The organism is Actinomadura meyerae, assembly GCF_900188445.1.
GTDB lineage: Bacteria > Actinomycetota > Actinomycetes > Streptosporangiales > Streptosporangiaceae > Spirillospora > Spirillospora meyerae.
Genome location: NZ_FZOR01000053.1, coordinates 1 through 25,935, shown reverse-complemented (window position 1 = coordinate 25,935; position 25,935 = coordinate 1). Strand labels below are relative to the sequence as shown.

Annotated in this window: 24 protein-coding genes and 2 rRNA genes; 14 read left to right on the top strand and 12 right to left on the bottom strand. The window is 74.4% G+C overall.

Translation table 11 applies throughout. The annotated features are described in order from the left end of the window. Window positions 1-37 precede the first annotated feature (37 nt). From CHF16_RS35140 to serC, 3 genes are all read left to right on the top strand, one after another. Complete coding sequence (locus CHF16_RS35140; protein WP_089330497.1) at window positions 38-1,141, top strand: citrate synthase 2; 1,104 nt, start codon at window positions 38-40, stop codon at window positions 1,139-1,141. A gap of 152 nt (window positions 1,142-1,293) precedes the next feature. Then, window positions 1,294-1,647: a hypothetical protein gene (locus CHF16_RS35135; RefSeq protein ID WP_089330496.1), complete on the top strand. Its 354-nt coding sequence runs from the start codon at window positions 1,294-1,296 to the stop codon at window positions 1,645-1,647. A 44-nt stretch (window positions 1,648-1,691) separates the two neighbouring features. Further along, window positions 1,692-2,828, top strand: coding sequence for a phosphoserine transaminase (gene serC, locus CHF16_RS35130; RefSeq protein WP_089330495.1), 1,137 nt, complete (start codon window positions 1,692-1,694; stop codon window positions 2,826-2,828). Window positions 2,829-2,873: 45 nt separating this feature from the next. Here the strand turns inward: serC and CHF16_RS35125 are convergent, their stop codons facing one another. After that, a complete protein-coding gene (locus CHF16_RS35125; RefSeq protein ID WP_143228243.1) occupies window positions 2,874-3,815 on the bottom strand; it encodes a class II glutamine amidotransferase in 942 nt (313 codons plus the stop codon). Between the two features lie 201 nt (window positions 3,816-4,016). Between CHF16_RS35125 and CHF16_RS35120 the strand changes: the two genes are divergently transcribed. Both CHF16_RS35120 and CHF16_RS35115 read left to right on the top strand, forming a co-directional pair. After that, entirely contained in the window at window positions 4,017-5,018 is a 1,002-nt protein-coding gene (locus CHF16_RS35120; protein WP_089330519.1) for a hypothetical protein, read from the top strand. A gap of 137 nt (window positions 5,019-5,155) precedes the next feature. Beyond that, window positions 5,156-7,318 (top strand): hypothetical protein, encoded by a 2,163-nt coding sequence (locus CHF16_RS35115; RefSeq protein WP_089330493.1) that lies wholly within the window; start codon window positions 5,156-5,158, stop codon window positions 7,316-7,318. On the opposite strand, the gene thpR is transcribed toward CHF16_RS35115, so the two are convergent. Next, on the bottom strand, window positions 7,255-7,887 hold the full coding sequence (gene thpR / locus CHF16_RS35110) for an RNA 2',3'-cyclic phosphodiesterase (protein ID WP_089330492.1): 633 nt from the start codon (window positions 7,885-7,887) through the stop codon (window positions 7,255-7,257). The two genes, CHF16_RS35115 and thpR, sit on opposite strands and share 64 nt — an antisense overlap. Before the next feature lie 68 nt (window positions 7,888-7,955). Next, window positions 7,956-9,188 (bottom strand): MFS transporter, encoded by a 1,233-nt coding sequence (locus CHF16_RS35105; RefSeq protein WP_089330518.1) that lies wholly within the window; start codon window positions 9,186-9,188, stop codon window positions 7,956-7,958. Here CHF16_RS35105 and CHF16_RS40655 point away from each other — a divergent pair. Beyond that, window positions 9,069-9,731, top strand: coding sequence for a hypothetical protein (locus tag CHF16_RS40655; protein WP_179271854.1), 663 nt, complete (start codon window positions 9,069-9,071; stop codon window positions 9,729-9,731). The two genes, CHF16_RS35105 and CHF16_RS40655, sit on opposite strands and share 120 nt — an antisense overlap. Before the next feature lie 59 nt (window positions 9,732-9,790). Here CHF16_RS40655 and CHF16_RS35100 read toward each other — a convergent pair whose 3' ends face one another. Then, a complete protein-coding gene (locus CHF16_RS35100; RefSeq protein WP_089330491.1) occupies window positions 9,791-10,258 on the bottom strand; it encodes a MarR family transcriptional regulator in 468 nt (155 codons plus the stop codon). Window positions 10,259-10,364: 106 nt separating this feature from the next. Here CHF16_RS35100 and CHF16_RS35095 point away from each other — a divergent pair, with 106 nt between their 5' ends. After that, window positions 10,365-10,652, top strand: coding sequence for a DUF2530 domain-containing protein (locus CHF16_RS35095; RefSeq protein ID WP_089330490.1), 288 nt, complete (start codon window positions 10,365-10,367; stop codon window positions 10,650-10,652). A gap of 16 nt (window positions 10,653-10,668) precedes the next feature. Here the strand turns inward: CHF16_RS35095 and CHF16_RS35090 are convergent, their stop codons facing one another. Together CHF16_RS35090 and CHF16_RS35085 are read right to left on the bottom strand one after the other, a co-directional pair. Next, window positions 10,669-13,641: a sacsin N-terminal ATP-binding-like domain-containing protein gene (locus CHF16_RS35090; protein WP_089330489.1), complete on the bottom strand. Its 2,973-nt coding sequence runs from the start codon at window positions 13,639-13,641 to the stop codon at window positions 10,669-10,671. Window positions 13,642-13,643: 2 nt separating this feature from the next. Then, entirely contained in the window at window positions 13,644-14,501 is an 858-nt protein-coding gene (locus tag CHF16_RS35085; RefSeq protein ID WP_089330488.1) for a DUF3027 domain-containing protein, read from the bottom strand. A gap of 182 nt (window positions 14,502-14,683) precedes the next feature. On the opposite strand from CHF16_RS35085, the gene CHF16_RS35080 reads away from it, so the two are divergent. Then, a complete protein-coding gene (locus tag CHF16_RS35080; RefSeq protein WP_245869720.1) occupies window positions 14,684-16,081 on the top strand; it encodes an MFS transporter in 1,398 nt (465 codons plus the stop codon). Between the two features lie 98 nt (window positions 16,082-16,179). Here the strand turns inward: CHF16_RS35080 and CHF16_RS42010 are convergent, their stop codons facing one another. Together CHF16_RS42010 and CHF16_RS41685 are read right to left on the bottom strand one after the other, a co-directional pair. Then, a complete protein-coding gene (locus tag CHF16_RS42010) occupies window positions 16,180-16,575 on the bottom strand; it encodes a cold-shock protein (RefSeq protein WP_089330487.1) in 396 nt (131 codons plus the stop codon). 177 nt (window positions 16,576-16,752) lie between these two features. Further along, on the bottom strand, window positions 16,753-17,400 hold the full coding sequence (locus tag CHF16_RS41685) for an HAD family hydrolase (RefSeq protein ID WP_245869719.1): 648 nt from the start codon (window positions 17,398-17,400) through the stop codon (window positions 16,753-16,755). 229 nt (window positions 17,401-17,629) lie between these two features. Here CHF16_RS41685 and CHF16_RS41680 point away from each other — a divergent pair, with 229 nt between their 5' ends. Beyond that, window positions 17,630-18,043: a hypothetical protein gene (locus tag CHF16_RS41680; protein WP_245869718.1), complete on the top strand. Its 414-nt coding sequence runs from the start codon at window positions 17,630-17,632 to the stop codon at window positions 18,041-18,043. Between the two features lie 54 nt (window positions 18,044-18,097). On the opposite strand, the gene CHF16_RS35060 is transcribed toward CHF16_RS41680, so the two are convergent. After that, entirely contained in the window at window positions 18,098-18,580 is a 483-nt protein-coding gene (locus tag CHF16_RS35060; RefSeq protein WP_245869717.1) for a GNAT family N-acetyltransferase, read from the bottom strand. Between the two features lie 289 nt (window positions 18,581-18,869). Between CHF16_RS35060 and CHF16_RS35055 the strand changes: the two genes are divergently transcribed. The 4 genes from CHF16_RS35055 (at window position 18,870) to CHF16_RS35040 (ending at window position 24,331) form a co-directional block, all read left to right on the top strand. Beyond that, entirely contained in the window at window positions 18,870-19,460 is a 591-nt protein-coding gene (locus CHF16_RS35055; RefSeq protein WP_089330484.1) for a TetR/AcrR family transcriptional regulator, read from the top strand. 105 nt (window positions 19,461-19,565) lie between these two features. Further along, window positions 19,566-21,941, top strand: a complete 2,376-nt coding sequence (locus CHF16_RS35050; protein WP_089330483.1) for a helicase-associated domain-containing protein — start codon at window positions 19,566-19,568, stop codon at window positions 21,939-21,941. A 113-nt stretch (window positions 21,942-22,054) separates the two neighbouring features. Beyond that, window positions 22,055-22,459 carry a DUF4190 domain-containing protein gene (locus CHF16_RS35045; RefSeq protein WP_089330482.1) on the top strand — a complete coding sequence of 135 codons (405 nt, stop codon included), beginning with the start codon at window positions 22,055-22,057 and terminating at the stop codon, window positions 22,457-22,459. Window positions 22,460-22,678: 219 nt separating this feature from the next. After that, window positions 22,679-24,331, top strand: coding sequence for a DNA repair helicase XPB (locus CHF16_RS35040; RefSeq protein WP_089330481.1), 1,653 nt, complete (start codon window positions 22,679-22,681; stop codon window positions 24,329-24,331). Here the strand turns inward: CHF16_RS35040 and CHF16_RS35035 are convergent. Beyond that, a complete protein-coding gene (locus CHF16_RS35035; protein ID WP_089330480.1) occupies window positions 24,328-24,921 on the bottom strand; it encodes a TetR/AcrR family transcriptional regulator in 594 nt (197 codons plus the stop codon). The genes CHF16_RS35040 and CHF16_RS35035 overlap by 4 nt on opposite strands. 83 nt (window positions 24,922-25,004) lie before the next feature. Between CHF16_RS35035 and CHF16_RS35030 the strand changes: the two genes are divergently transcribed. After that, window positions 25,005-25,499: an FBP domain-containing protein gene (locus CHF16_RS35030; protein ID WP_089330479.1), complete on the top strand. Its 495-nt coding sequence runs from the start codon at window positions 25,005-25,007 to the stop codon at window positions 25,497-25,499. Between the two features lie 58 nt (window positions 25,500-25,557). Here the strand turns inward: CHF16_RS35030 and rrf are convergent. Together rrf and CHF16_RS35020 are read right to left on the bottom strand one after the other, a co-directional pair. After that, window positions 25,558-25,674 (bottom strand): 5S ribosomal RNA (gene rrf / locus CHF16_RS35025). A 157-nt stretch (window positions 25,675-25,831) separates the two neighbouring features. Continuing rightward, window positions 25,832-25,935, bottom strand: a 23S ribosomal RNA gene (locus tag CHF16_RS35020); the annotation flags it as partial.

The following is a 25,935-nucleotide window of genomic DNA, read 5'->3' as shown; positions in this document are numbered from 1 at the left end:
ACCGCCTTATCACTCTGGGGACGAAAGGCAGGACGACATGTCCGACTTCAAACCTGGTCTCGAGGGGGTCGTGGCCTTCGAGACCGAGATCGCCGAACCGGACAAGGAGGGCGGCGCCCTCCGCTACCGGGGCGTCGACATCGAGGAACTCGTCGGCCGCGTCTCCTTCGGCGACGCCTGGGGCCTGCTGGTGGACGACAGCTTCACCCCCGGGCTCGCCCCCGCCGACCCCCACCTGCTCCCGGTCACCTCCGGCGACGTCCGGGTGGACGTGCAGAGCGCCCTCCCGACCCTCGCCACCGCCTACGGCATGCGCCCGCTGCTCGACATCTCCGACGAGGAGGCCCGCGCCGACCTCGCCCGCGTGTCGGTGACGGCGCTGTCGTTCGTCGCGCAGTCCGCGCGCGGCGTCGGCGTGCCGATGGTGCCGCAGGGCCGGATCGACGAGGCCGCGACCATCACCGAGCGGTTCATGGTCCGCTGGCGCGGTGAGCCCGACCCGAAGCACGTCCGGGCCATCGACGCCTACTGGGTCTCCGCCGCCGAGCACGGCATGAACGCCTCCACCTTCACCGCGCGGGTGATCGCCTCCACCGGGGCGGACGTGGCGGCCAGCATGTCCGGCGCCATCGGCGCCATGTCGGGCCCGCTGCACGGCGGCGCCCCGGCCCGCGTGCTCCCGATGATCGAGAAGGTCGAGCAGCTCGGCGACGCCCGCAAGGTCGTCACCGGCATCCTCGACTCCGGCGACCGGCTGATGGGCTTCGGCCACCGCGTGTACCGCGCCGAGGACCCGCGCGCCCGCGTGCTCCGCCGCACCGCCAAGGAGCTGGACGCCCCCCGCTTCGAGGCCGCGAAGGCCCTGGAGGACGCCGCCCTCGCCGAGCTGCGCGAGCGCCGCCCGGACCGCCCGATCGAGACCAACGTCGAGTTCTGGGCCGCGGTCATCCTCGACTTCGCCGAGGTCCCGACCGCGATGATGCCCGCCATGTTCACCTGCGGCCGCACCGCCGGCTGGGCCGCGCACATCCTGGAGCAGAAGCGCACCGGGCGCCTCGTCCGGCCGAGCGCCCGCTACACCGGCCCCGGCACCCGCTCGATCAACGACGTCCCGGGAGCGGCCGAGGTCCTCAAGGGCTGAGCCCCCGCACGAGCTGAGACACCTCTCCCCCCGCCCCCCACAACGACGCCGCCGAGGCCCCCGGACGATCCCGGGGGCCTTCGCCGTTCGCACCGTCAGCCCTTCCCGTGGCCCTTCCCGCGCGCGCCCCGCCCTTTGCCATCATTGGACGCATGAGCCGAGACCCCGACGAGCCGCTCGACGGCGACATCGGCCCCGCGTCCGTGCCGGAGACGCCCGCCGCCGCCGAGGCGGCGCGGGCCGACACCGCCGAGGAGCTGCGGCGGTACGAGGCGGAGCGCGAGGAGCGCCGCCGGCGCACCAACGCCGTGTCCGGCCGGATCGCCGCGATCGTCGCCGCGCTGCTCCTCGGCTTCCTGACCTACGACTCCGCCCGGACCGCAATCGAGGCGCGCTCCCGGGGCGACGACTGGATCTACCCGCCGGCCGTGATCGCCGCGCTCTGCGCGCTCGCGCTGGCGGGCCTGCTGACCTGGGCGTGGCGGCGCCACCGTCTCGGCATGTGAACCCGAACCGCGATCTTCGCCGCAGGTCAGATAGCCTGCTACGAGTGACCGACAGCGCGAATCCAACCATTGACATTCCAGCCGATCTCAAGCCGGCGGACGGCCGTTTCGGGTGCGGTCCGTCCAAGGTCCGCCCCGAGCAGCTGGCCGCCCTCGCCGAATCCGGTTCGACCTATCTCGGGACCTCGCACCGCCAGAAGCCGGTGAAGTCCCTCGTCGGGCGCGTGCGGGAGGGGCTGTCCCAGCTGTTCTCCCTCCCCGAGGGCTACGAGGTCCTGCTCAGCAACGGCGGCACCACCGCGTTCTGGGACGCGGCCGCGTTCGGGCTCGTCCGGCAGCGCTCGCAGCACCTGACGTTCGGTGAGTTCTCCAGCAAGTTCGCCAAGGTCACCACGGGCGCGCCCTGGCTGGGGGACCCGACCGTCATCTCCGGCCCGCCCGGAACCCACCCGGAGGCGTCCGCCGAGGAGGACGTCGACGTCTACGCGCTCACCCACAACGAGACCTCCACCGGCGTCGCCATGCCGATCAGGCGCCCGGCCGGCACGACCGCGCGCGAGGGGCTCGTCCTGGTGGACGCCACGTCCGGCGCGGGCGGCCTGCCCGTCGACGTCACGGAGACCGACGTCTACTACTTCGCGCCGCAGAAGTGCTTCGCCGCCGACGGCGGCCTCTGGGTGGCGCTCGCGTCCCCGCCCGCGCTGGAGCGCATCGACGAGATCGCCATGTCCGACCGGTACATCCCGGAGTTCTTCAACCTGAAGACGGTCGTGGACAACTCCGCCAAGGACCAGACCTACAACACCCCCGCCGTCGCCACGCTCCTGCTCCTCGCCGAGCAGATCGAGTGGATGAACGGCCAGGGCGGGCTGGCCTGGACCACGTCCCGGACGGCCGACTCGTCCCAGCGCCTCTACACCTGGGCGGAGAAGACGTCCTACACGACGCCGTTCGTGGTCGACCCCGCGCAGCGCTCGCAGGTCGTCGGCACGATCGACTTCGTCGACGAGGTCGACGCGGCCGCCGTCGCCAAGGCACTGCGGGCCAACGGCATCGTCGACACCGAGCCGTACCGCAAGCTCGGCCGCAACCAGTTGCGCATCGGCATGTTCCCGGCCATCGACCCCGACGACGTCGAAGCACTGACGGCCTGCGTCGACTACATAGTCGAAAGGCTCTAAAAGTTCAGGCCCTCGGGGACGCGACGCTGCGTCCCCGAGGGACGTTCAGGGGACGGTGACCAGGCCGCCGGTGTCGTCCGGGCTGACGCTGCCTGCGGTGCCGCCCGCACGTTCGATGGCCCGGTGGCGCAGGCCCGCGCGGTCGGTCTCGCGGTCGGCGTGGGTGAAGCCGCGCCAGACCCGGGGGTCCATGTCGGAGTCGCGGGCCGTCGGCAGGAAGCGGGCCGTGGCGAGGACCTCGGGCAGGTCGCGGCGGCCCGGACGGCGCTCCATGCCGATCTTTACGTAGGTGCCCTCGCGCACCATGACGACGGACGCGAACCGGACCCGCGTGTGCCGCTCGGCGTCCCGGAACCAGCGCGGGTTGGACGCCCAGTAGATGTTCTGCTCGGTGTCGACGGCGACGGTCAGCGGGCTGAGCGCGCCCCGGGCCAGGTGCACCTCGGTCGGGCGGTCGCGGTGCACCCAGGCGAGCGCGACCCGTCCGACCACGGCCTCGAGGACGGCGGTGACCTCCGCCGGGCCCCGGCAGGCCGCCAGGAGCTGGAAGATCGGCTCGCTGTCGGTCGTGCCGCACGCGGGCGGCAGCGCGAAGCGGGCGCGCAGGTCGGCGGTGTCGATGTCGCCGTTGTGCGTGGCGACGAGGTCGCGGACGGCCATCGGGCTGGCGTTGCGCGGCTCCAGCGGCGAACCCTGCGTCGCCCAGCGGGTGTGGCCGAGCGCGACCGGCGAGCGGTCCAGCTCGGGGACGTAGGCGGCGCGCCAGATCTCGGCGAACCGGCCGCGGCCCTTCACCACGCGGCAGCCGCCGGACGGGCCGCCGAGGCTCGGCCAGCCGCCGAGGCCGGGCCACGCGCCGAGCAGGGCGAAGCCCGCCGAGTCCGTGCCGCGCTCCTCCGCGAGCATGCCCAGCGTGACGAACACGTCGGAGGCCCGCCCCGGGTCCTCGTCGAACGGCGACCGCACCATCCCGAACAATCCGCACATGTCTGATGAGATGCAGATCATGGGTGGACGGTTCGACCCGTGCGGCGGGCCGAATAAGCTCGGACCGTGAACCGCGCGCCCCGATGGCTGCTTCCCACCGTGCTGACCGCGCTCGTGCTCGCCGTGGTCGTCGGTGCGCTGCTGAGCTGACCGGCCGCGGGTCATATGATCGACGGGGCGCGGAACGGGGATGATCAGGCCATGTCAGCTAGCCGTGCCGCCGCCCGCGCCGGTGCCGCGCTGGTCCTGGCGGGCGCGTCCACGGTGGCGTTCGCACCCGGCGCCGCCGCGAAGGACGACCGCGTCGCGTTCACGATCAAGGACCCGCGGATCACCGAGTCCAGCGGGCTCGCCGCGAGCGCCCGGCACCCCGGCGTCGTCTACACCCACAACGACTCCGGCGGCGTCCCGAAGATCTACGCGCTCGGCCCGGACGGGCGGGTGCGGGCCGTGCTGACGCTCGGCGGCGCGAACGCCCGCGACTGGGAGGGCATGGCGCTCGGCAGGGACGGCCGCGGCCGTCCGGCGATCTTCGTGGCGGACATCGGCGACAACCTCGGCGGCGCCTGGCCGTACGTGACCGTGTACCGGATCCCGGAGCCGTCCCGGCTGGTCAGCCAGACCCTGCGGGCCACCGCGTTCAAGATCAAGTACGCGGACGGGCCGCGCAACGCCGAGACGTTCATGATCAACCCGCGTACCAACCGGCTCTACATCGCCAGCAAGCTGTTCGGCGGCAAGATCTACGAGGGCCCGGCGAAGCTCCGCGCCCGCGGGTACAACGTCATGCGCAAGATCGGCGACGCCCCGGCCATGGCGACCGACGGCGCCTTCTCCCCCGATGGCCGCACCTGCGTCATCCGGACCTACTTCGGCGCCCGGCTGTACACGGTCGGGCCGGACGGCAGGCCCGGCAGGACGCTGAAGTCGATCGGCCTGCCCATGCAGGCGCAGGGCGAGTCGGTGACCTACACGGCCGATGGCAGGTCGCTGCTGGCGGGGTCCGAGGGCAAGAACCAGCCGGTCTACCAGGTGCCGCTGCCGGAGGAGGCGCTGCCGCCGTCCCCGGCGGCGAAGAACGCGGGGGCGGCGGGATCGCCCGAGAACGGCGCGAAGGACGCGGGCGGCGCCAGGGTCGGGCTGTTCCTCGCGCTGGCGATCGCGGGCGCGGTCGGCTACGGCCTGATGCGGCGGCGGCGGTGACGCGTGAGGCTCGCGGGGCGTGGGGGGCGGCGGGTGGCCGCCCGACCTGACCGGCACGATGGAAAAGGCTTTCGGAGGACGACCGGATCCCGGAAGGGGGCGACGGTCCCGCGGGGACCCGTGTGAGGATGCGGACTGTGGAGCATGAGCTGGTGGGCCTCGCGGGGTCCGGGGGCCGGTGGCGCCCCGTCGCCGCCGGCCCGTTCACCGTCCTCGCCGTGGCGCTGGCGCTGCTGCCGATCCGGCCGGTGTGGCTGTGGGCCGCGCTGATCGGCGCCGTCGCCGCGATCCCGTGGCTGCTCGGGGCCGTCCCCGACGCGCGCCGGCGGCGGCCCCGCCCGTACTGGCGGCTGTCGGCGGCGGGGCTGGAGCGGATCGGCCGGGGCGGGCTCGTCATGGTGTCCTACGAGCGGTCCCGGATCGACGGCCTGGCCATCACCACCGGCGACGGCGTGCTGACCGTCTTCCACCGCTTCGGCCGGACGGCCGTGGGCGGCATGACCGCGATGGGCCTGGAGCCGCTGGCCGTGTTCGTCACGGCCCGCCGCCTCGGCATCCCCATGTACGTCCTGGACGGCGAGGCCACCGACCTCCTCGATCCGGCGCTGGACGAGGCCCTGCGCGCGTCCGGCCTGGAGGACGACATCCCCGGCAGCGGGCCGCTGCCGCGCGACCACGCGGCCGAGAAGCGGCTGCTCGACCAGGAGGCCGCGCTGCTCGCGGCGGCGCACGAACCGCCCGCGGAGCCGTCCACCGACGCGTCGACCGAGTCGGCCGCCGGGGGCAGGCGCGGCCGGGACCGGCGCACCGGGGAGCAGCGGCTGGCCACGCCCGAGCCGCTGCCGAGCCGCCGCCGGATCATGCTGCTCGGCGCGCTGACCGCGCTGCTCGGCGCCGTGATGATCGTCCGGATCGCGCTGGACGGGACGAGCGAGTTCGGCGCCCGGCTCGCCGCGGGCTGCTGGGCGCTGGCCGCGATCGCCGGGGTCCTCACCGCCCGGCGCCGGCTGCTGCGCGCCGCCCAGGTCCGCTGGACGATCACCGCCGAGCGGCTGCTGGTGCGGGCCCGCCCCGGCCGCCGCCGCGAGGTCCAGGACCTGCGCGCCGGGGACGTCGCCGCCGTCGTGGTCGGTCCCGGGCTGCGCCTCGACCCGGTCAGCGGGGAACCGCGCCGCGCCGACCTCGTCGCGCTCGCGTTCGGGCACCGGCTGGAGCTGGTCGCCCGGCTGCCCGCGCACGGCCTGGACGGGTTCCAGCTCGCGCACGCCCTCGACGACCACGGCTACCGGGTGATCACGCCGGGGGCGCGGGCACCGCGCCGCCCCGACTACGGCCTGGAGGGGCTGCCGGAGATCTTCGCGCAGGTGCCCGGCGGGCGGCTCGTCGTCGCCGACGGCGGGCTCGGCTGGGCCGACGCCGCCGGGGACGTCGTGCTGAAGATGCCCGAGGACCGCATCGGCGGCATCGAGCTGCTGACCATCGGCGGGCACGCGTGGGTCCGGCTGTACGACTCCGACGGCGACGAGTTCTTCGCCGCGCCGCTGTCGGCGCTGCGGATCTCCCGCACCGACCTGCGCGAGTCGGCCCGCCGCGCGGGCCTGCCGGTCAACGACGCCGAGTACGACGCCTACATGAGCGCCGCGTTCCACTCGGCCGTGTCCACGCTCGCCGCGCCCGAGCCCGACCGGGCGCCGGCCGCGCTCCCCGCGCCCGCCGCGGGCCCCGACGGCGGCGTCCAGGACGCCCCCGCGGCCCCGGCCGGCGGCTCCGGCGAGCAGGAGCTCGTGTTCGCCGTCTCCCCGCCGCTCGGCCCGGTCACGGCGCCCGGGACGGTGCTGGACGCGACGCGCCGCTCCCGCGTCGGGACGTACGCGATGAGCGTGCTGCTGTGCGAGGCGGTGGCGCTGCTGGGCGCGGTCTGGCTCGGCCCCGACCTCGGCGGCTTCAACGCGACCGCGAGCTGGTCGATGCCGGCCGGGCTGGTGATCGGCCTGCTCGGCTACTGGCTCTACGACCGGAACCGCTCCCAGCTCCGCGTGTCGACCGCCGGGCTCGCGGTCGTCACCCGGCGCGGCAAGGTCGAGTGGGAGCTGACCCGCGACCGCGTCGGCGGCGTCGGCATCGACGAGTCGACCGACCGGATGCCGCGGCTGGTGGTGTGGGCTCCGTCCGGGCGGGTGCTGCGCCAGATCGGCTTCCCGCCGGACCTGGACGAGCTGCGCCGCGCCTGCGAGCGCTACGGCGTCCCATGGGGGCCGCCTGACGCCGACCGTCCCGCGCCGCCGCCGCCGGAGCTGTGACCGCCCGAGCGCAGCGACCACGTCTTCAGCGGCTCGTAGGCGACCTGGTCCTGGTCCTTGCCGGGCAGGTGGCTGCGCACGAGCTGGACGGACCCGGCCGTCCACGGCGTGCCCGCGAACGCCGACAGCTCCTCGATCAGCGACCGGACGTCGACCGGGCGCCGCGACCGCGCCAGTGTCAGATGGGGGCGGAACCCGCGGTGCTTGTCGGGCAGCGTGCCGACGCGGCGCCCGGCGGCGGTGGTGGACGCGGCGAGCCGCGCGAGCCGGCGCCGGTCGCCGTACAGGCCCGTCCACAGGACGCGGGCGTGCGCGCCGCTGCCGGGGAACGCGCCCGCGCCCGCGAGCGACAGCTCCATCCGCTCATGCCGGCCGACGGCGCGCTCCAGCCGGGGCAGCAGCCGGTCGAGGGTCCGTCCGTCGACATCGCCGAGGAACGTCAGCGTGACGTGCAGCAGTTCGCGCCGCACCCAGCGCAGCTCCGGCACCAGGTCCAGATGCGGGCGGACGGCCTCTTCGAGCTCGTCCAGGGCGTCCGGTGGCGGTACGAGCGCCACGAAAAGCCTCATGGGAGCGTCCGAACGGCCACCTGACCAGCCTTCCAGCCCGCGGCACGGTTGTCACGCGGATGGGCCCGTCATCCTTGCGCGGGCCGAGCCCTCCGCGGCACGGGCCGGACGGCCGTGCCCCGCGCGGCGACCGCCCCGACGACGACCGCCGCCAGGGCGGAGACCAGCCCGCCGATGACGAGGCTCGTGCGGGCGCCGAAGTGCTCGGCCAGCCAGCCGATCGCGGGCGCGCCCACCGGGTTCGTGCCGAGGAACACCAGCATGTAGAGCGCCATCACCCGGCCGCGCATCTCCGGCGCGACGCCGAGCTGCATCGTCGCGTTCGCCGCCGTGGTGATCGTCATCATCGCGATGCCGGTCGGGACGAGCAGCGCCAGGAACAGCCAGTACGTCGGCATCAGCCCGGTAAGGGCCTCCAGCGTCCCGAACAGCAGGCCCATCCCGACCAGCACCCGCAGCCGCGGCTTGGCGACCCTGCGGGCGGCCAGCAGCGCGCCGCTGAGCGCTCCGAGCGCCAGCATGCTGGACGCGAGCCCGAACGCGGACGCGTCGGTGTGGAAGACCTCCTTGGCGACCAGCGCGACCGTCGTGTTGAAGTTCATGCCGAACATCGCGAGGAACCCGACGAGGATCAGCACGAGCATGAGGTCGCGGCGCCCGCGCACGTACCGGAGCCCCTCGCGGAGCTGGCCCTTGGCCCGCTTGACCGCCGGCGCGTCGTGCAGCTCGTCCGCCCGCATCGCCGACAGGCTGAACAGCACCGCGGCGAACGACGCCGCGTTCACCAGGAACACCGGCCCGGTGCCGATCAGCGCGATGAGCACCCCGGCGACCGCCGGGCCGAGCAGCCTGGCGCCGTTGAACGTCGCGCTGTTCAGCGCGATCGCGTTCGGCAGGTCGCGCTTGCCGACCATCTCGACCACGAACGACTGGCGGGTCGGGTTGTCCACGACCGTCGCGACGCCGAGCCCGAACGCCAGCACGTACACGTGCCAGACCTGCGCGGCGCCCGACACGGCGAGCAGGCCGAGGACGAGCGCGAGCAGGCCCATCGAGATCTGCGTGAGCGCGAGGACGCGCCGCTTGGGGTACCGGTCGGCGATGACGCCGCCCCACAGCCCGAACAGCAGCATCGGCAGGAACTGCAGGCCGGTGGTGATGCCGAGCGCGGTGCCGCTGCCGTGCGCGAGTTCGAGGACGAGCCAGTCCTGCGCGACGCGCTGCATCCACGTCCCGGTGTTGGAGACGACCTGCCCGGCCGCGTAGAGCCGGTAGTTCCGGACGCGCAGCGACCGGAACATCCCGCCGCGGCGCGGCCCGTCTTCGCCCAGTTCGGCTTCGACCGGCTCGGCTTCGACCGGCTCGGCTTCGACCGGCTCGGCTTCGACCGGCTCGTCTTCGGCCGGCTCGTCTTCGGCCGGCTCGGTGCCTGGCTCTCCGGGGGCGTCCTCCTGGACCGTTCCGTCCGCGCCCTGAAGCGTTCCGTCCGCAGCGCCCGCAGGGCGCGCAACCTCCCCAGCCCGCACGGACTCTGCGTCCCGCACGGACTCGCCAAGCTGCGCGCCGACCCGGACGGCCTCGCCCACCTGTTCGCCCACCTGCGCGGGCTCGGCGGCCCGTGGTGGACCTCCGGGCCGCGCGCCCTCAGTGAGCGGCGCGGGCTCGGCGAGATGGGCGGGACGGGCCGGGTGGCGGCGCCGGGGGCGGGCCGGCGCCGCGGTCTTGGGGGATGCGGGGGTCACCGGGCGGGCCGGGCGGGCGCGGCGGCGGTGGTGCGGGCCGCGCGCCGCCGCGCCCTCCGGTTCATCAGGGCTTTCGTTAGCAGAAGTCATTACCGAAGCTAACGTTAATCCCGCCGGTGTTATTCCGGCAAGGCCGGGCGTAACGCCACCGGACGCGGCGTTCAGGAACGGCTGAGGCGGTCGATGATCGGGGCGGCGCGGCGCAGGGTCTCGCGCTCCTCGTCGGTCAGCTCCTCGAGGCGGCGGGCGAGCCATGCCTCCTTGCGGCGGCGCTCGTCGGCGAGGAGGGCCGCGCCCGCGTCGGTGGCGTTCAGCACGACCTGGCGGCCGTCGGTCGGGTGCGGGCTGCGCGCGACGAGCCCGCGCTCCTCCAGGTAGGAGATCACGCGGGTCATCGAGGGCGGCTGGACCTTCTCGTGGTCGGCCAGCTCGCGGGGCGTCATCGACCCGTGCCGCTCGATGGCGGCGAGCGCGGCGAACTGCGTGAGCGACAGCGGGCGCCCGCCGTCGCCCGCCGCCCGCGGACGCAGCGTGCGCAGCCGGCGGGTCAGCCGCGCGATCGAGATCCGCAGCTCCTCGGCCAGCCCCGGCGCGGACGCCGTGCGGCCCCGGATCGGTGGGGTTGTCATCGTGTGTGCTCTCCCGGGTCTGCTGCCCATGCTGCCACGCCGCCGGTCGGCCCACATCACCGCGGTCGGCGCGGACGCGGCGGCCGGGGCCGCGTAGCCTGAACCCATGAGCCGCACCCGCCTCCCGGATCCTCCGCCGATGCAGACCAACGACGTCCGGATCGCGGCCGCGGGCACCGTCGCCTGGGCGGTCGCGCTCGTGGTGCTGCTCATCGTGGGGCTGCCGTCCGAGGACCGGTGGTGGCTGTGGGTGTGCTGCACCGGCATCGGGATCGGCCTGTTCGCCATGTGGTACACGCCCCGCCTCCAGGCGGGCCGCGCCCGGCAGGAGGCCGAGCGCGCCGAGCGGCGGCAGGCCGCGGCGCCGGACGAGCGGCCCGAGGACGCCGGCTAGGGCCCGCTAGGGCTCGCTAGGGCTCCAGGTCGGCCTCGGCCAGGAGGGTCGGCACCGAGGCGGGGTCGCGCAGGACGGCCTCGATCAGCAGCCGGTCGGCCCAGTTGCCGGTGGACCAGGCGAGCGCGCGCGCCAGCCCGTAGACGTCGCTCGCATGGATTTCGCCGTCTCTCGTCCACCAGGGGACGTCCTGGCCGTCCACGGTGAGGCGTTCGTGCGCGAGACAACCGGCGGGAGCGTCCGGCAGGACGGCCCTGACGGCGTCCGGGACGGGACGCTTCTCCCCGTGCGACTCGACCTCCCCCGGGATCTCGTCGCCCGCCAGCGGGAGGTCGAGGAGTTCGGCGAGCCGGGCGTCGCGTCCCTGGGCGGCGATGATGAGCGGCTGCCCCTGCAAGAGGGGCAGGAGGTCGGGGCCGTCCAGGACGAGGGCGTCACCCGCGTCGACGAGCTCGACCTCGCCGTCCACGACGGCGCGCAGATGGTCAGGTGGCTCGATGTCCACTTCGGGGGTGTCGGCCAGGGCCGTCCACAGGCCGGCCAGACGATCGCGGGTCACGGACCGGCCGGGGTCTCCGAGCCGGTCGAGCAGCTCTTGGGCGCCACCGGGCTCATCGAGCAGCTCTTCCAGCGACGTACGGACGCCCAGGGCGAGCAGGAGCCGCTCGTCGAGCCCGTCCGGCGCGACGTCGTAGAGCCCTGCCAGCGAGTCGTCGCCGCGTAGGCGGAACTCGCCGGGCCTGCGGCCGTCGAGGACGGGGTGCCGCCCGAGCCACCACGCCGTGTACGACGGAACGGCCACCCGCCTGCCGTTGTGCAAGGTCACATGAGCGGGATCGACGATCGCGGCACGCCACGGAGGCCCGGCGAGCACCTTCAGCGCAGCCGCCCAGTCGTCCACCAGTTCCAGGTCGCGGACGGCCGTGAACTCCGGGACGAGCGGCGGGAGTTCCTGCGGGCCGATCCGCCGCAGGGCGTCGTCCGCCCACAGGTCCTCGTCGTCCAGATGGAGGGTCTCGGCCTCGTCGGCGAGCCCCGCGAGGTTCACGTCCTCGCTCCTGGCGAGGGCGAACCCGTCCAGGACCCCGACGGCGGTGAGCGTCTCGGCGCCCCACTTCTCCAGGAGTTCGCCGTCCACGACGCCGAACGGAGCGTCGTCGGCCATGAGGGTGCGCAGCGGGCTGTCCGGCAGGAGGAGCTCACCGGCCGGGTAGAGGTCGCCGTCGTCGCCGGGGAGGGCCAGTTCCGCCAGCCACGGCTCGTCGCCGGGGTCGACGTGCGCGGCCCCCACCAGCCCGAGCACGGCCTCGGCGACCGCGTCCGGGTCGTCGGCCTCGAAGGACTCCTCGACGGCCGCCCGGACGGCCGGGTCGCCCAGCACCGCGCGCGGGCCCGCCTCCACCGCCCCGAGCCGCACCAGCAGCGGATGCACCGCCTCTGGATGGACGAACCGCAGCCCGAGCGCGTCCAGGCCCGCCGGGTCGACGCCGTCCGCGATCAGCAGCCCGCGCGGCCCGCGCACCAGCCGGGCCTCCGCGCCCGCCAGCGGCACCGGCAGGGCGCCCAGCGCGTCCCTGGGGGCCCCGCCGAGCGCCTCGTACACCCGGTGCCACCACGCCGGTTCCCGGTCCACAGCGGCCAGCTCGTCGACCACGTCGGCCAGCTCGACGCGGCGGACCCCGAGCGCCGCCAGCGCCGGGCTCCGCGCCGGCCACTCCGCCGGCAGCAGCCCGCCGACCACGGCGTCCGCCTCCAGCAGCCCGACGAACGGCGCGGGCGCGTCGATCGCGACCGCGTCGCGGCCGCGCGTCCCGTGCGGCAGCACGGGAGCCTCGGGCAGCCGCTCCCGGACCGCGCGGCGGATGCGGGCGTCCAGCTCCCCGGCGCCCACCGGCCCCGGTACGAGGTCGAGCACGCCCGGCGACACCGGCAGCCCGGTCAGGAGCCGCACGTACGTCTCGGCGGCCCGCTCCGCGAGGTACTCGGTCAGCGCTCCGGGCGCGACGTGCCGCCGGTCGGGGGCGAGGGGGAAGGACGCGATGAGCAGAGCGGGGAGGTCCAGGCGCTCGTCACTGGGAGTGGGGGCGTGCACCACCGGCGGCATGCCCTCGGGAAGGCCGTCCTCTGGCAGCGCCCAGCGCACCTGCCAGAACGGGCGCGCCCGCTCCTCCACGGGACGGTCCGCCAGGAGCTCACCTGGGATCTCCCCATGCGCCTCGGCCGTCCGCCACACACCGCCGTTGATGACGACCTCGCCACCCGGCCGCCACTCGGCGGTGACTTCACGTACGTCACCGTCAACATCGATCTCAACGCGCGCCAGCGCCGGCAAGGCCAGCATCAGCGCGGCCCCCACCTGCCCAAGCTGGCGCCGGACGGACTCGACCGCGTCCTCCAGCAGCGGGAGGCGCACCAGGGTGTCGAACCCTTCCGGGACGTCCGGTGACTCGTCCAGCGCGAAAGGCAGCCGCAGCAGCGGCACATGCCCGCCCCGCCGCGCGACCTCCTCGGCAAGCGCGGGCACCTCCTCCACCAGCGCGCGCGCCCGCTCCCGCGACCATCCGACGCCCGCCGGGACGGGACGCGCCGAGGCGATGGACGGCGCGTCCGACACGGCGACCACGGCGGCGAAGCCCACGCCGAAGCGGCCCGCCGCGGCCGTCTCGCCGCGCTTGGACGAGGCGCGGAGCGTGGACAGCGCCTCGACGCCCTCCGCGTCCAGCGGGGCGCCCGTGTTGGCGGCGGTCAGCACGCAGCCGGACGGGGACGTCCGCAGGGACAGCCGGAGACGGCCGGGCACCCCGGCGCGCAGCGCGGCGTCGGCGGCGTTCTGGGCGAGTTCGATGACCGCTCGGTCGCGGTAGCCGCCCAGGGCGTGGTCCTCTTCGGCGTTCGCGTCCTCGCGGAAGCGCGCCGGGGACTCCGCCCAGGCCCTCAGCACGCGTTCGCGAAGGGACCGGGCCTGGAGGTCGTCCGGGGTGCCGGGCATGGTCAGCTGTGGCCGAGGGCCTCGTCGTCCAGCGGGGCGGTGTCCTCGTCGGCGGAGGGGATGACCTCGTACCCGAGCTCGTCGATCACCGGCGGGTTGTGCTCGGACGCCGCCGGGATCGAGACCGCCTCGGAGTGGGCGCCGCAGCCGTGGTCGGCGGAGACCACCCGGCCGTCGTCGGGCGCGTACTCGTTCGCGCAGACCCCGAACACCTGCCGCAGCTCGCCCGCCAGCGGCACGAAGAAGCCGCAGGTGGAGCACTGGGCGGGCGCGGACGCGGCGATAGGCGCGCGCGGCCCGGCGACGCCCTCGTACCAGCGGGTCGCGGCCTCGTCCCGGCCCTCCCGCGACAGCACCCGGACGCGGCCGAGCCCGAGCTCCCACTGGGCGGCGCGGTCGGTGGAGTCGTCGACCTCGGTGAACCCGGGCGCGAGCCGGACGTCGTCGGGCGCGGTCGGCAGCAGGTCGCCGGGGCCGAGGTCGCCGGGGCGCAGCCGCTCCAGCCACGGCACCCACTCCGGCGCCAGCAGCGCGTCGTCGCCGGGCAGCAGGACGACCTCGCTGACCGTGACGTTCTTCGCGCGGGACGCGCGGGCCACCGTGACCGCCCACCGCCAGCCCCGGTAGGCGGGATCGAGGCACGCGAAATAGTGCGTGACCACCCGGTCGGCCTCGGCGCGGAGGCCGAGGTGGTCGCCGACCTGCGCGGCGCCGGCGGTGTCCTCGGCGGCCTCGCGGGCGAGGTCGACGGCTTCGGCGCAGGCGGTGTCGACGGCGGGGGTGCGGGTCCGGCGGGAGGACCCGGACGTGGTGCGCGCGGCGGCGGAACGCGCGGGGCTGGACTGACGCTGTGGGCTCACACGTCAATTCTCGCCCATGGGAGGGCGTGTCCGTGCACCGTCCGGCGGCGGGCGGCCGCCCGCGCCTCCCGATCCGGTGGGGTGAGCCCGCATTCGAGCGGGGAACGTACTCTCGAATCGAACGACTCCGATGGCCGTCCCCGGTGCCGAGCCGGCGCGGCCGCTGGGAGAGAACAGAGCGCATGGCGGACGGGACGAGGGCCGGACGGACCCTGCGCGCCGTCACCGGGGGTGCGGCGCGCGCGGCCCGCGGCATGCGCTCGGCCGTCCTCGGCACGGGCCGGCTCACCCGCCGCGTCACCCACGCGCAGGGCGCCGGGCGCAGCGGCCTCGGCAGCCTGATCGAGGCGTCCGCGATCAACGCCGCGGGCGACGCCATGGTCACGGTCGCGCTGGCCGGGACGCTGTTCTTCGGCCTGGACGTCAACCAGGCGCGGAGCCAGATCGCCCTCTACCTCGTCGTCACGATGGCGCCGTTCGCGCTCGTCGCCCCGCTGATCGGCCCGGCGCTCGACCGGGCCAGGCACGTCCGCCGCTACGCGATCGCGAGCACGTTCGTGATCCGGGCGCTGCTGTGCTGGGCGATGGCGAGCGCGCTCCCGCACGGCGACCAGGTCACCTTCCTGCCCGCCGCGTTCGGCGTGCTGGTGCTGTCGAAGGCGTTCGGGGTGCTGCGCGCGTCGGTCACCCCGCGCGTCCTGCCGGACGAGATCACGCTGGTGACGGCGAACGCGCGCGCCTCGTTCGCCGGGCTGATCGCGGCGTCGGTCGCCGCGCCGGCCACGGCGGGCCTCGCCCTGCTCGTCGGGCCGGCGTGGGTACTGCGCATCGGCACGGCCGTGTTCCTGCTCGGCGTCCTGTTCACCATGCGGCTGCCGGGGCACGTGGACGTCCCCGAGGAGGCCCCGCCCCTGGAGGCGGCCCCGAAGGGCGCCCGGCGGTGGCGGGCGCTGCCCCGCCTCGGGCCCCTCGTCGTGGAGGCCATGGAGGCCAACGCGGTGCTGCGCGCCTTCTCCGGCTTCCTGATCATCTACCTGGCGTTCCTGCTGCGGCAGGAGCGGTTCGACCCGGTGTCCCACCATGTCGCGCTCGGCCTGCTCGCGGCGTGCGCGGGCGCCGGCGGGCTGCTCGGCACCGCGCTCGGCGCCTGGATGAAGGCGCGGGCACCCCGGCTGATCGTGTCGGCGACGCTCGCCGCCGTCACCGCCGTCACCGCGGCGGGCGCCGCGTTCTTCGGGCTGTGGGCGGCGCTCGCGGTGGCGACCGCGGCCGGTCTCGGCCAGGTCCTCGGCAAGCTGTCCATGGACGCCGTCGTGCAGCGCGAGATCGGTGAGGACCTGCGCTCGTCCACCTTCGCGGTGTCGGAGACGCTGCACCAGCTCAGCTGGGTGCTCGGCGGGCTGCTCGGCCTCGGCATGTCGATCATCGCCGACGGCCGGGTCGCACTCGCGAGCGTCGCGGCGGCGCTCGCGCTGGCCTTCGGCCTGCTGCTGTCCCGGCAGGCCGGGACGCACCGCCGCGGCCGCCGCCCGGCCCCGCCCACCACGCCGATCAAGGACGCGCATCCGGAGATGCGCTGACCTGGACGCGCTGACCTGGACGCGCTGACCCGGATGCGCTGACCTGGACGCGCTGACCGCGCGGCGTCAGGCGGACGCGGGCCCGCCGCCGGAGGACGTCAGGGCGACAGGTCGTCGGCGACCGCCCGCAGCACGGTGGCGATCTTCTTCGCCTCCGCCGGGGCCGGGTGCTTGCCGCGCCGGTAGGTGTTGGAGATCCCGTCCAGCAGCTTGATCAGGTCCTCGGTGATCACGACCATCTCGTCCGGCTTCTTGCGCCGCTGCTTGGCGATGGTCTTCTCCACCGACGGCAGGGACTCCAGCACCCGCACCTGGAGGGCCTGCTGGCCGCGGCGCCCCTCGACCACGCCGAACTCGATGCGCTGCCCCGGCCTGAGCGTCGTGACGCCGCCCGGCAGCGCCGATGAGTGCACGAAGACCTCCCCGCCGTCGTCGCGGGTGAGGAAGCCGAACCCCTTGTCGGAGTCGTACCACTTGACCTTGCCAGTCGGCACCGGAGACCTCGTTCGGTAATCGTCCTGAATCGCCCCCAAGATTAGTGCCTCGCCGCGGGCCGGTGTACACGCCGGGTACCGCCGGAGACGCCTACGGGGCAACGCTTCCGACGCTATCCGGCGGGCCCGCCGAGGGCATCCGATTATCGCCGCCGGTCAGGGCCGGTCAGGGGCGTGTCAGGCCGTCCCCGTCCGGAACCCGCCGAGCCACTCTGGGAACGCCAGCAGGTCCGGCAGGACGACGTCGGCGCCGTAGGCGGTCAGGGCCGCCGAGTCGAACGCGCCGGTCGCCACGGCCACCGCCACCGCCGACGCCGCCCGCGCCGCGTCCACGTCGCCGGTGTGGTCGCCGATGTAGGCGCCGGCCTCATGGGCGCGCAGCGCCGCGCCCTTGTCGGCGCCGAACAGGCCGCCGACCACGGCGTCCGCCCGCAGCCCGAGGAACCGGACGGTGCGCTCGGTGTCGGCCTGGTTCTTGCCCGACACCACGACCACCCGCCCGCCCCGCGCGCGCACCGCCTCCAGCGCGGCGACGGCGCCCGGCATGAGACCGGTCGCCGGGATCGCGACGTCGGGGTAGATCTCCCGGTAGCGGGCCGCCATCGCGGGCACCTCGTCCGCCGGGAACCAGTAGGCCAGCTCCTCCTCCAGCGGCGGCCCGATCCGCCGGACCACCTGGTCGGTGTCGATGGGGACGCCCGTCTCCGCGGCGAGGGCGGCGTACACGGCGCCGATGGCGGCCCGCGTGTCCGCCAGGGTCAGATCCAGGTCGAAACCGACGGTGAGGGAAGCGCCTGACGAAGCGGGAGTTTCACGATCGAGCACGCCCACAGGGTAAGGGGCTGGACACAAGGGAGGACCCGCGCTCTCCTGGTAGTGGCGATGCGACGGGATCCGAGTAGGAGAGCGCGGGACCGTGCTGGCGATATACCCGACCCCCCGGGCACAAACCGGTTGACCAGGGAAAACGCAGCACCCGAACACCCCACCGCGGCGCCAAGGACGATCACTTCGCCGTCCGCCCCGGCACAGCCCCCGGTGAAGGAGGCCGCAGATGGCAGACCCCACCAGCACGAGCACGAGCACGGGCACGAGCACCGGCACGAGCGCCCGCACCGAGCCGGGCGGCGAGCACCGCGCGCCGGGGCCGCGGCGCCAGTTCACGGCCCGCGCCGCGGGGGTTCGGCGCCGCGCCGCGGGCGCCCTCGCCACCCTCGTCTCCGTCGTGACCACGGTCGTCGTCGCGGTCCTGGCCGTGCACATCGTGTTCGTCGCATTCGAGGCGAACACGGCCAACGGCATCGTCCACTGGTTCGGGGAGCGGGCCGTCGACCTGTCCTGGCAGTTCAAGGACGTCTTCCAGCCCGCGAACCCCAAGGCGGAGGTGGCGGTCAACTACGGCCTCGCCGCCCTGGTGTACCTGGTGATCGGCCGCGCCCTGGTCGGCGTCGTCCGCCGCCTGGCCTGACCCGCGCCCGGCCGGTCCTGGACGGGCGGGACGGGCCGGGCTTGGACGGGACGGCTAGCCCCGGCCGGGGAAGCGGACCTCGTCGAACGGCCAGGCCGTCGTCACCCACCGGCGGACGAACGTCTCCAGCTCCTTCTCCAGGACGGAGTTCTCCTCGTCCGCGCGGACCCAGAACACCACGACGGCGTCCGCGGCGGGGTCGTCGGACGGCGCCACGTGGATGCGGCCGAGCTGCCGCTCCCCGTCCGGCGTGATCACCACGTAGCTGAACGAGCGCCGCAGCTGCCCCTCCTTCTGCAGCCACGCGACGTCGATCAGGGCCTGCTCGAAGGTGAACTCGCTGTCCGGCCACCCCCACTCGGGGCCGAACCGGCCGGCCAGCCGGTCCAGGCTGCCGATCACGGCGCCGTAGTCCTTCACCACGTCGTGCACGGTGATCGGGCGGATCTGGAAGTCGGGCCCCGCCACCAGCGTGGGCACCACGAAGTCCTCGGGCAGGAAGGCCCCGCCCACCGCCTTCAGCGGAGACTTGAACATCGTCGACCTTTCCTGGGCGACGCCCCTTCCGGCGACGGGGCGTGCGCCGAAAACTCTAGTCGCCCGGGCCCGCGGAGGAGGGACATCGCGGATTCGGGCGCGCCGCGCACGGCGGTTCGGGCGCGCCGCGAGATATCGGGCATGCCGGGCGGCCGACCGGGGCGTGCCCGGCGGACGCCGCCCCCGTCCGGACCTCCGAACGGGGAGGCGGCGGCCCGCGACCCGAACATGCCTTAGTGTTCTCGCGGAGGAATTCATCACCATGACGCCATCCACGCGTGATCGCATCGTGTCCGAGTCGCTCCGGCTGTTCGCCGACCGGGGCTACACGGCGACGTCGGTCGCGGAGATCGAGGCCGCGGCCGGGCTATCCCCGGGCGCCGGCGGGCTGTACCGGCACTTCCGGTCCAAGGAGGAGGTGCTCGCCTCCGCCATCCGCGAGCACATCGAGCGGACCCGCCGCCAGATCAGCGACGTCCTCGTCCAGGCCTCCGCCTTCGAGGAGCGGCCGCTGGAGGTGCGGCTGCGGATGACGTGCCAGGCCGGCCTCGCGAAGATGCGCGAGGAGCAGGACCTCATCCGGGTGCTGTTCCGCGACCTCGACCAGTTCCCGAACCTGGTCGCGGAGATGCGCGAGGGCATCGTCAACCCGCTCTACGACGGGATCGCGACCTGGCTCGCCGCGCAGCCCGAGTTCGAGGGCTCCGACGAGGACTGGCCCGCGATCGCCTCCATCCTCGGCGGCGCCGTGGTGAACTACTGGCTGGCGAACGAGTCCATGTACGAGCCGCCGACCCGCATCGACGAGAAGCGGTTCGTGGAGAGCTGGGCGCGGCTCGGCCTCGGGCTCGTCCACCTGGAGCGCACACCCGCCACCTGACCTGCGCCATCCTGGTTCCCCACCGCTTCGGGCACGCCCCGCGGGCTCCTACCCTGGGGACCCGCGTACCGGCGGTGTGCGCGCGACATAAGGTTGGGGAACGGCATGGAGACGTACGCGGACTGGCTGCGCGCGCGAGGCGATGACGAGCTACGCGCGCTGCTGTCCGCGCGTCCGGAACTGCTCGCCCCCGTCCCCGCCGACCTGACCGCGCTCGCCGCCCGCGCCGCGACGCCCGCCGCGGTCACCCGCGCCCTCGACCGGCTCGACCGGTTCACCCTCGCCGTCCTCGAGGCCCTCCTCGTCCTGCCCGAGCCGGGCGCGGACGCGCTCGCCGCCGCCCTCGACGCGAACCCGGCGCAGGTCGACCGCGCCCTCGGCACGCTGTACCGCTACGGGCTGGTCTGGGGCGAGCGGGCACCGGCCGCGGCGCCCGGCGTCCGGCAGGGGCTGCCGCACCCGGCGGGGCTCGGCCCGCCCGTCCAGGAGGTCTTCGCCGGCTACCCGGCCGAGCGGCTCACCGACCTGGTCACCGACCTGGAGGGCGAGGCTCCGCGCGGCTTCCCCGACGCGGCGCGGCTGCTGCGCCGGCTCGCCGAGCTGCTCGCCGACCCGGCCGCGCTCATCGAGGACGCCGGGCCGGACGCCCGCGCCGCCCTCGACCAGCTCACCTGGGGGCCGCCGTTCGGGCGGGTCGCCGACGCCCGCCGCCCCCTGCGCGTCGGCACCGCGGCGACGCCGATCGAGCGGCTGCTCGCCCGCGGCCTCCTCGCCGCCGAGGACGACCGCACCGTCACGCTCCCCCGCGAGGTCGCGCTGTTCCTGCGCGGCGGCCGCCTGTTCCGGGACGTCCCCGCCGAGCCGCCGCCGCTGCCCGCCGCGTCGCGGGAGCCGCGCGGCGAGGAGGTCGTGGTCCGCGCCGCCGCGGGCGAGGCGGCGGGCGCCGTCCGGCTGATCGAGGAGCTGCTGGAGCGCTGGGGCCTGGAGCCGCCGCCGGTGCTGCGCAGCGGCGGCCTCGCCGTCCGCGACCTGCGCGCCGCCGCCGGGCTGCTGGACGTCCCCGAGTGGAAGGCGGCGCTGCTCGTCGAGACCGCCTACGCCGCCGGGCTGCTCACCCGCAGCGGCGACCTCGACGGCGAGTGGCTGCCCACCCCCGCCTACGACCTGTGGCTGATGCGCGACACCGCCGGCCGCTGGACGGAGCTGGCGCGCGGCTGGCTGAAGTCCGACCGCGTCGCCGGGCTGGCCGGGGAGCGCGACGACCGCGACCGCCTGATCAACGCGCTGAGCGAGGCGATGGTGCGCAGCAGCGCCCCCGCCGTCCGCCGGGAGATCCTCGACGTCCTCGCCGGCGCCGAGCGCGGCACCGCCGTCGACGAGGACGCCCTGCGCACCCGGCTCGCCTGGCTGCGGCCCCGCCGCGGCGGCCCCACCCGCGAGCGGCTCCTCGGCTGGACGCTGCGCGAGGCCGCCGCGCTCGGCCTCACCGGGTTCGGGGAGCTGGTCCCGTTCGCCCGCGACCTGCTCGCCGGCGACGACCCCGAACCCGCCCTGGAGAAGTACCTGCCCGAGCCCGTCGACGAGATCCTCATCCAGGCCGACCTGACCGCGGTCGCGCCCGGCCCGCTCGTCACCGACCTCGCCCGGGAGCTGGCGCTCGCCGCCGACGTCGAGTCCACCGGCGGCGCCACCGTCTACCGGTTCACGCCCGAGTCGATCCGCCGCGCGCTGGACGCCGGCCGGTCCGCCGCCGACGTCACCGACCTGCTGGCCCGGCACTCGGCGACGCCGCTGCCGCAGCCGCTCACCTACCTCATCGACGACGTGGCGCGGCGGCACGGGCACCTGCGCGTCGGCTCGCTGTCCTCCTACGTCCGCACCGACTCCGCCGCCACCCTCGACGAGATCCTCGCCGACCGGCGCGCCGAGCCGATGCGGCTGCACCGGCTCGCGCCGACCGTCCTCGCGTCCGGGCTGCAGCGCGGGGACCTGCTCGACGCGCTGCGCGCGATGGGCCTCGCCCCGGTCGCCGAGGCGCCCGGCGGCGGCGTGATCGTGACCCGGCCGGACGCGCAGCGCGCCGACCCGCCGCCCACCGCGGAGATCGTCCGGCTGCGCCCGGACGACCGCACCGACGCCTCGATGATCACCGCCGCGGTGCGGGCGCTGCGCGCGGGCGACGAGGCGTCCCGGCACGGCGCCGAGCAGGCCGCCCGGCAGGCCCCCGTCCCGGGCGGGGAGCCGCCCCGCTCCCCCGCGATGGCCACCATCGAGCGGCTCCGCGCCGCCGTCGAGCGCGGCGGCCGCGTCTGGATCGGCTACCTCGACCAGCAGGGTCAGGCGTCCAGCCGCATCGTGGCGCCCGTCCGGGTCGAGGGCGGCTTCCTCACCGGCTACGACGCCACCCGCGCCGCCGTGCACCGCTTCGCGCTCCACCGGATCACCGGCGTCTCGGAACTGGACGACGACACCGGCACATAGCACCCTTTCCATGACGGGACGGATGGACGGGGTCGTACTCCTACGAAAAGGAACCCGTACCGGTGTCCGGACGTCCTAGTCTGGAGCCCATCGGCGAGTTGAGGAGGCCGTCTGTGAGCGGATACGGCGGCACCCCGCCCGGCTGGCAGGACCCCTACGGGTCCGGGTCCCAGGGCTGGGGCGGCTCACCGTATCCCGGCGCGCAGCCGCCGCCCGGCTACGCCTACGGTCCCCCCGGCGTGCCCGTCCAGCGGCAGAGCAACGCCAACACGACCGCCTGCCTCATCTGCAACATCGTCAGCGTCGTCCTGTGCTGCGGCCTGCTGGCCATCCCCGGCGCGATCGTCGCGGCCATCGCGATGAGCCGCGTCCAGACCGACCCCGAGTCGGCCCGGAAACTGACGATCGCGGGCTGGGTCCTGTTCGCCCTGTCGATCGTCTGCGGGATCGTCCTCGCGATCCTCTACGCCGTCCTGGTGCTCAACGGCGACTCCAGCTACGACTCCGGCGGCGTCTAGCCCCAGGCCCGTCGTCCCGTGGTCCCCGGCCGGTCCCGCCGGGAAGAGGAGGGCGGGCGGCGCCGTTGAACCATGCGTTCCCGTCCGGATCGCACGCCGCGCCGCGCCGCCTCGGGTAGCGTGCGGCGACGGTGCCCGGACGCGGCGCCATCATCGACACCGCACTTCACCGATCACGACACCGCACCGATCATCGCCATCGCGACGGGGGCTTCTGCTTTGACCGACGGTCCGCTCATCGTCCAGTCCGACAAGACGCTGCTGCTGGAGGTCGACCACGAGCTGGCCGACGCCTGCCGCAAGGAGATCGCCCCGTTCGCCGAGCTGGAACGGGCGCCCGAGCACGTCCACACCTACCGGGTGACGCCGCTCGCGCTGTGGAACGCCCGCGCCGCCGGGCACGACGCCGAGCAGGTCGTCGACACGCTGCTGCGGTTCTCCCGCTACCCCGTCCCGCACGCCCTCCTGGTGGACGTCGCCGACACGATGGCGCGGTACGGGCGGCTCCGGCTGGAGAAGGACCCCGTGCACGGGCTCGTCCTCGCGTCCTCCGACCGGTCGGTGCTGGAGGAGGTCCTGCGGGCCAAGAAGATCAAGGGGATGATCGGCGACCGGGTCGGGGACGACGCCGTCGCCGTCCACCCGAGCGAGCGCGGCGCCCTCAAGCAGGCCCTGCTCAAGCTCGGCTGGCCCGCCGAGGACCTCGCCGGCTACGTGGACGGCGAGGCCCACGCGATCTCCCTCACCGAGGACGGCTGGCAGCTCCGCTCCTACCAGGAGGAGGCCGCGTCGGCGTTCTGGCACGGCGGCTCCGGAGTCGTCGTCCTGCCGTGCGGCGCGGGCAAGACCATCGTCGGCGCCGCCGCCATGGCGCGCGCGCAGGCCACCACGCTGATCCTCGTCACCAACACCGTGTCGGCGCACCAGTGGAAGCAGGAGCTGCTGCGGCGCACGTCCCTCACCGAGGACGAGATCGGCGAGTACACCGGCACGAAGAAGGAGATCCGGCCGGTCACCATCGCGACCTACCAGATCATGACGACGCGCCGGAAGGGCGCCTACACGCATCTGGAGCTGTTCGACGCCCGCGACTGGGGCCTGGTCGTCTACGACGAGGTGCACCTGCTGCCCGCTCCGATCTTCCGCATGACCGCCGACCTGCAGGCCCGCCGCCGGCTCGGCCTCACCGCCACCCTCGTCCGCGAGGACGGCCGCGAGGGGGACGTCTTCTCCCTCATCGGGCCGAAGCGCTACGACGCGCCCTGGAAGGACATGGAGTCGCAGGGGTGGATCGCGCCCGCCGACTGCGTCGAGGTCCGCGTCACCCTCACCGACTCCGAGCGCCTCGCGTACGCGACCGCCGAACCCGAGGAGCGGTACCGCTTCTGCGCCACGACGGACACCAAGACCAAGCTCATCCAGGCGCTCGTCGACCGGCACCGGGGCGAGCAGACGCTCGTCATCGGCCAGTACATCGACCAGCTGGACGAGCTCGGCGCACTGCTGGACGCCCCCGTCATCAAGGGCGAGACCAGGGTCCGCGAGCGGGAGCGGCTCTTCGACGCGTTCCGCTCCGGCGAGATCGACGTGCTGGTCGTCTCGAAGGTCGCGAACTTCTCGATCGACCTGCCGGAGGCGTCCGTCGCCGTCCAGGTGTCGGGGGCCTACGGGTCGCGCCAGGAGGAGGCGCAGCGGCTGGGACGGCTCCTGCGTCCCAAGGCGTCCGGGGCCGGAGCCCGCTTCTACGCCGTCGTCGCCCGCGACACCCTCGACCAGGACTACGCCGCCCACCGGCAGCGCTTCCTGGCGGAGCAGGGCTACGCGTACCGCATCGTCGACGCCGACACCGTCCTCGCGGGGGACGACTTCTAGGGGGCTGAGGGCGGCTCGGAGGCTTCCGCGGGCCAGTTCCGGAGGGCGCTGTCGAGGGCGTCCAAGGTCCTGGCCCAGGAGGCCTCCACGTCGCGTGGAGTGTGCTGGAAGGACCCGGAGGTCTCCAGGCTGACGTAGCCGTGGAACACGGCGCCCAGCATCCGCACGGCGTCCGTCTCGTCGGGCTCCGGCAGGCCGTAGGCGCGCAGGATCGCCCGCGTCATCTCCGAGTGCCGCACTCCCGCGCTCTTGCGCGCTGTCTCAGGGTCAAGCTCCATCCTGGCCGCGGCGTACCTGCCCGGGTGCCGCTTGGCGTAGCTCCGGTAGGCGCCCGCGAACGCCACCAGGGCGTCCTTGCCGGCACGTCCGGCCACCGCGGCGGCGACGTCGTCGGCGAGCTCGGCGAGCGCGAGCAGCGCGACCCTGGTCTTCAGGTCGTGGGCGTTCTTGATGTGCGAGTACAGGCTGGCCTCCCGGACGCCGAAGCGTCGCGCGACCGCGGCGACGGTCACCTTGTCGAAGCCGACCTCGTCCGCCAGCTCCGCCGCCGCCAGCGTCACCCGCTCGACGGTCACTCCCGCGCGTGCCATGACCCCTCCTTCGTGCGTACTCCACCAGCCTACCCCATCAAGGCATTTGCCTAATAGCCTTAGGAAGGCTACCCTCGCCGTCCATGAGACCGCTGACCGAACATGACATCCGCAGATCCTTCGTCAACGCCTCGAAGGGTGAGGCGAAGCGCCTGGACCTGCCGAAGAACTTCGCCGACCAGCCGTGGGACGACCTGGACTTCCTGGGCTGGCAGGACCCCGGTGCCCCCGGACGCGCCTACCTCGTCACCGAACGCGAGGACGGTCCGGTCGGCATCTCGTTCCGGATGGCTCCCAGTGCCGCCCGCGGCTTCACCGCGCGCAGCATGTGCTCGCTGTGCCTCACGACGCGCACCGGGGGCGGTGTCGTCCTGATGACGGCACGCCGGAGCGGCGATGCCGGCCGCCAGGGCAACTCCGTCGGGCAGTACATGTGCTCCGACCTCGACTGCTCGCTGTATGTGCGCGGCAAGAAGACCGTCGCGGGCAGCGGGCTGGACGAGTCGCTCACCCTGGAGGAGAAGATCACCCGGGTCCGGACCAACCTGGACAAGTTCCTGGAGAAGGTGACCCAGTGATCGGCCCGGAAAACGAGAAAGGCCCCGCCGTGACGGCGGGGCCCTTCCTGCAATATAAGTCCGGCGGCGTCCTACTCTCCCACACAGTCTCCCATGCAGTACCATCGGCGCTGAAGGGCTTAACTTCCGGGTTCGGAATGGGACCGGGTGTTTCCCCTTCGCCAAAACCACCGAACGCTCAACGCACCACCCGATACCGGGCGGGCAAATCAACGTCCGAGCGACTCAGCTCGGTATGTAATTTTCATGCACTGCGGTTCCCGGATTGTTTCCTGAGAACCACACAGGGACGCGAACAAACCCACAACAGCGACTCGCTTTGAACGTTCAGTGTGTTCAAGCCACTCGGCCTATTAGTACCGGTCGACTCCACACGTTACCGCGCTTCCATCTCCGGCCTATCAACCCGGTCGTCTACCGGGGGCCTTACACCCAC

Excerpts from the sequence above, each read along its gene's own strand:
- CHF16_RS35105 (WP_089330518.1), bottom strand. The coding sequence starts at position 9,188 with ATGTTCCGGTCGCTGCGCGTCCGGAACTACCGGCTCTACGCGGCCGGG.
- CHF16_RS35090 (WP_089330489.1), bottom strand. The coding sequence starts at position 13,641 with ATGCCCGGCACCCCGGACGACCTCCAGGCCCGGTCCCTTCGCGAACGC.
- CHF16_RS35035 (WP_089330480.1), bottom strand. The coding sequence starts at position 24,921 with ATGGCACGCGCGGGAGTGACCGTCGAGCGGGTGACGCTGGCGGCGGCG.
- CHF16_RS35135 (WP_089330496.1), top strand. The coding sequence starts at position 1,294 with ATGAGCCGAGACCCCGACGAGCCGCTCGACGGCGACATCGGCCCCGCG.
- CHF16_RS35060 (WP_245869717.1), bottom strand. The coding sequence starts at position 18,580 with ATGTTCAAGTCTCCGCTGAAGGCGGTGGGCGGGGCCTTCCTGCCCGAG.
- CHF16_RS35120 (WP_089330519.1), top strand. The coding sequence starts at position 4,017 with ATGTCAGCTAGCCGTGCCGCCGCCCGCGCCGGTGCCGCGCTGGTCCTG.
- thpR (WP_089330492.1), bottom strand. The coding sequence starts at position 7,887 with ATGAGGCTTTTCGTGGCGCTCGTACCGCCACCGGACGCCCTGGACGAG.
- CHF16_RS35125 (WP_143228243.1), bottom strand. The coding sequence starts at position 3,815 with ATGTGCGGATTGTTCGGGATGGTGCGGTCGCCGTTCGACGAGGACCCG.
- CHF16_RS35050 (WP_089330483.1), top strand. The coding sequence starts at position 19,566 with ATGGAGACGTACGCGGACTGGCTGCGCGCGCGAGGCGATGACGAGCTA.
- CHF16_RS35030 (WP_089330479.1), top strand. The coding sequence starts at position 25,005 with ATGAGACCGCTGACCGAACATGACATCCGCAGATCCTTCGTCAACGCC.
- CHF16_RS41680 (WP_245869718.1), top strand. The coding sequence starts at position 17,630 with ATGGCAGACCCCACCAGCACGAGCACGAGCACGGGCACGAGCACCGGC.
- CHF16_RS35100 (WP_089330491.1), bottom strand. The coding sequence starts at position 10,258 with ATGACAACCCCACCGATCCGGGGCCGCACGGCGTCCGCGCCGGGGCTG.
- CHF16_RS35080 (WP_245869720.1), top strand. The coding sequence starts at position 14,684 with ATGGCGGACGGGACGAGGGCCGGACGGACCCTGCGCGCCGTCACCGGG.
- CHF16_RS35140 (WP_089330497.1), top strand. The coding sequence starts at position 38 with ATGTCCGACTTCAAACCTGGTCTCGAGGGGGTCGTGGCCTTCGAGACC.
- CHF16_RS35095 (WP_089330490.1), top strand. The coding sequence starts at position 10,365 with ATGAGCCGCACCCGCCTCCCGGATCCTCCGCCGATGCAGACCAACGAC.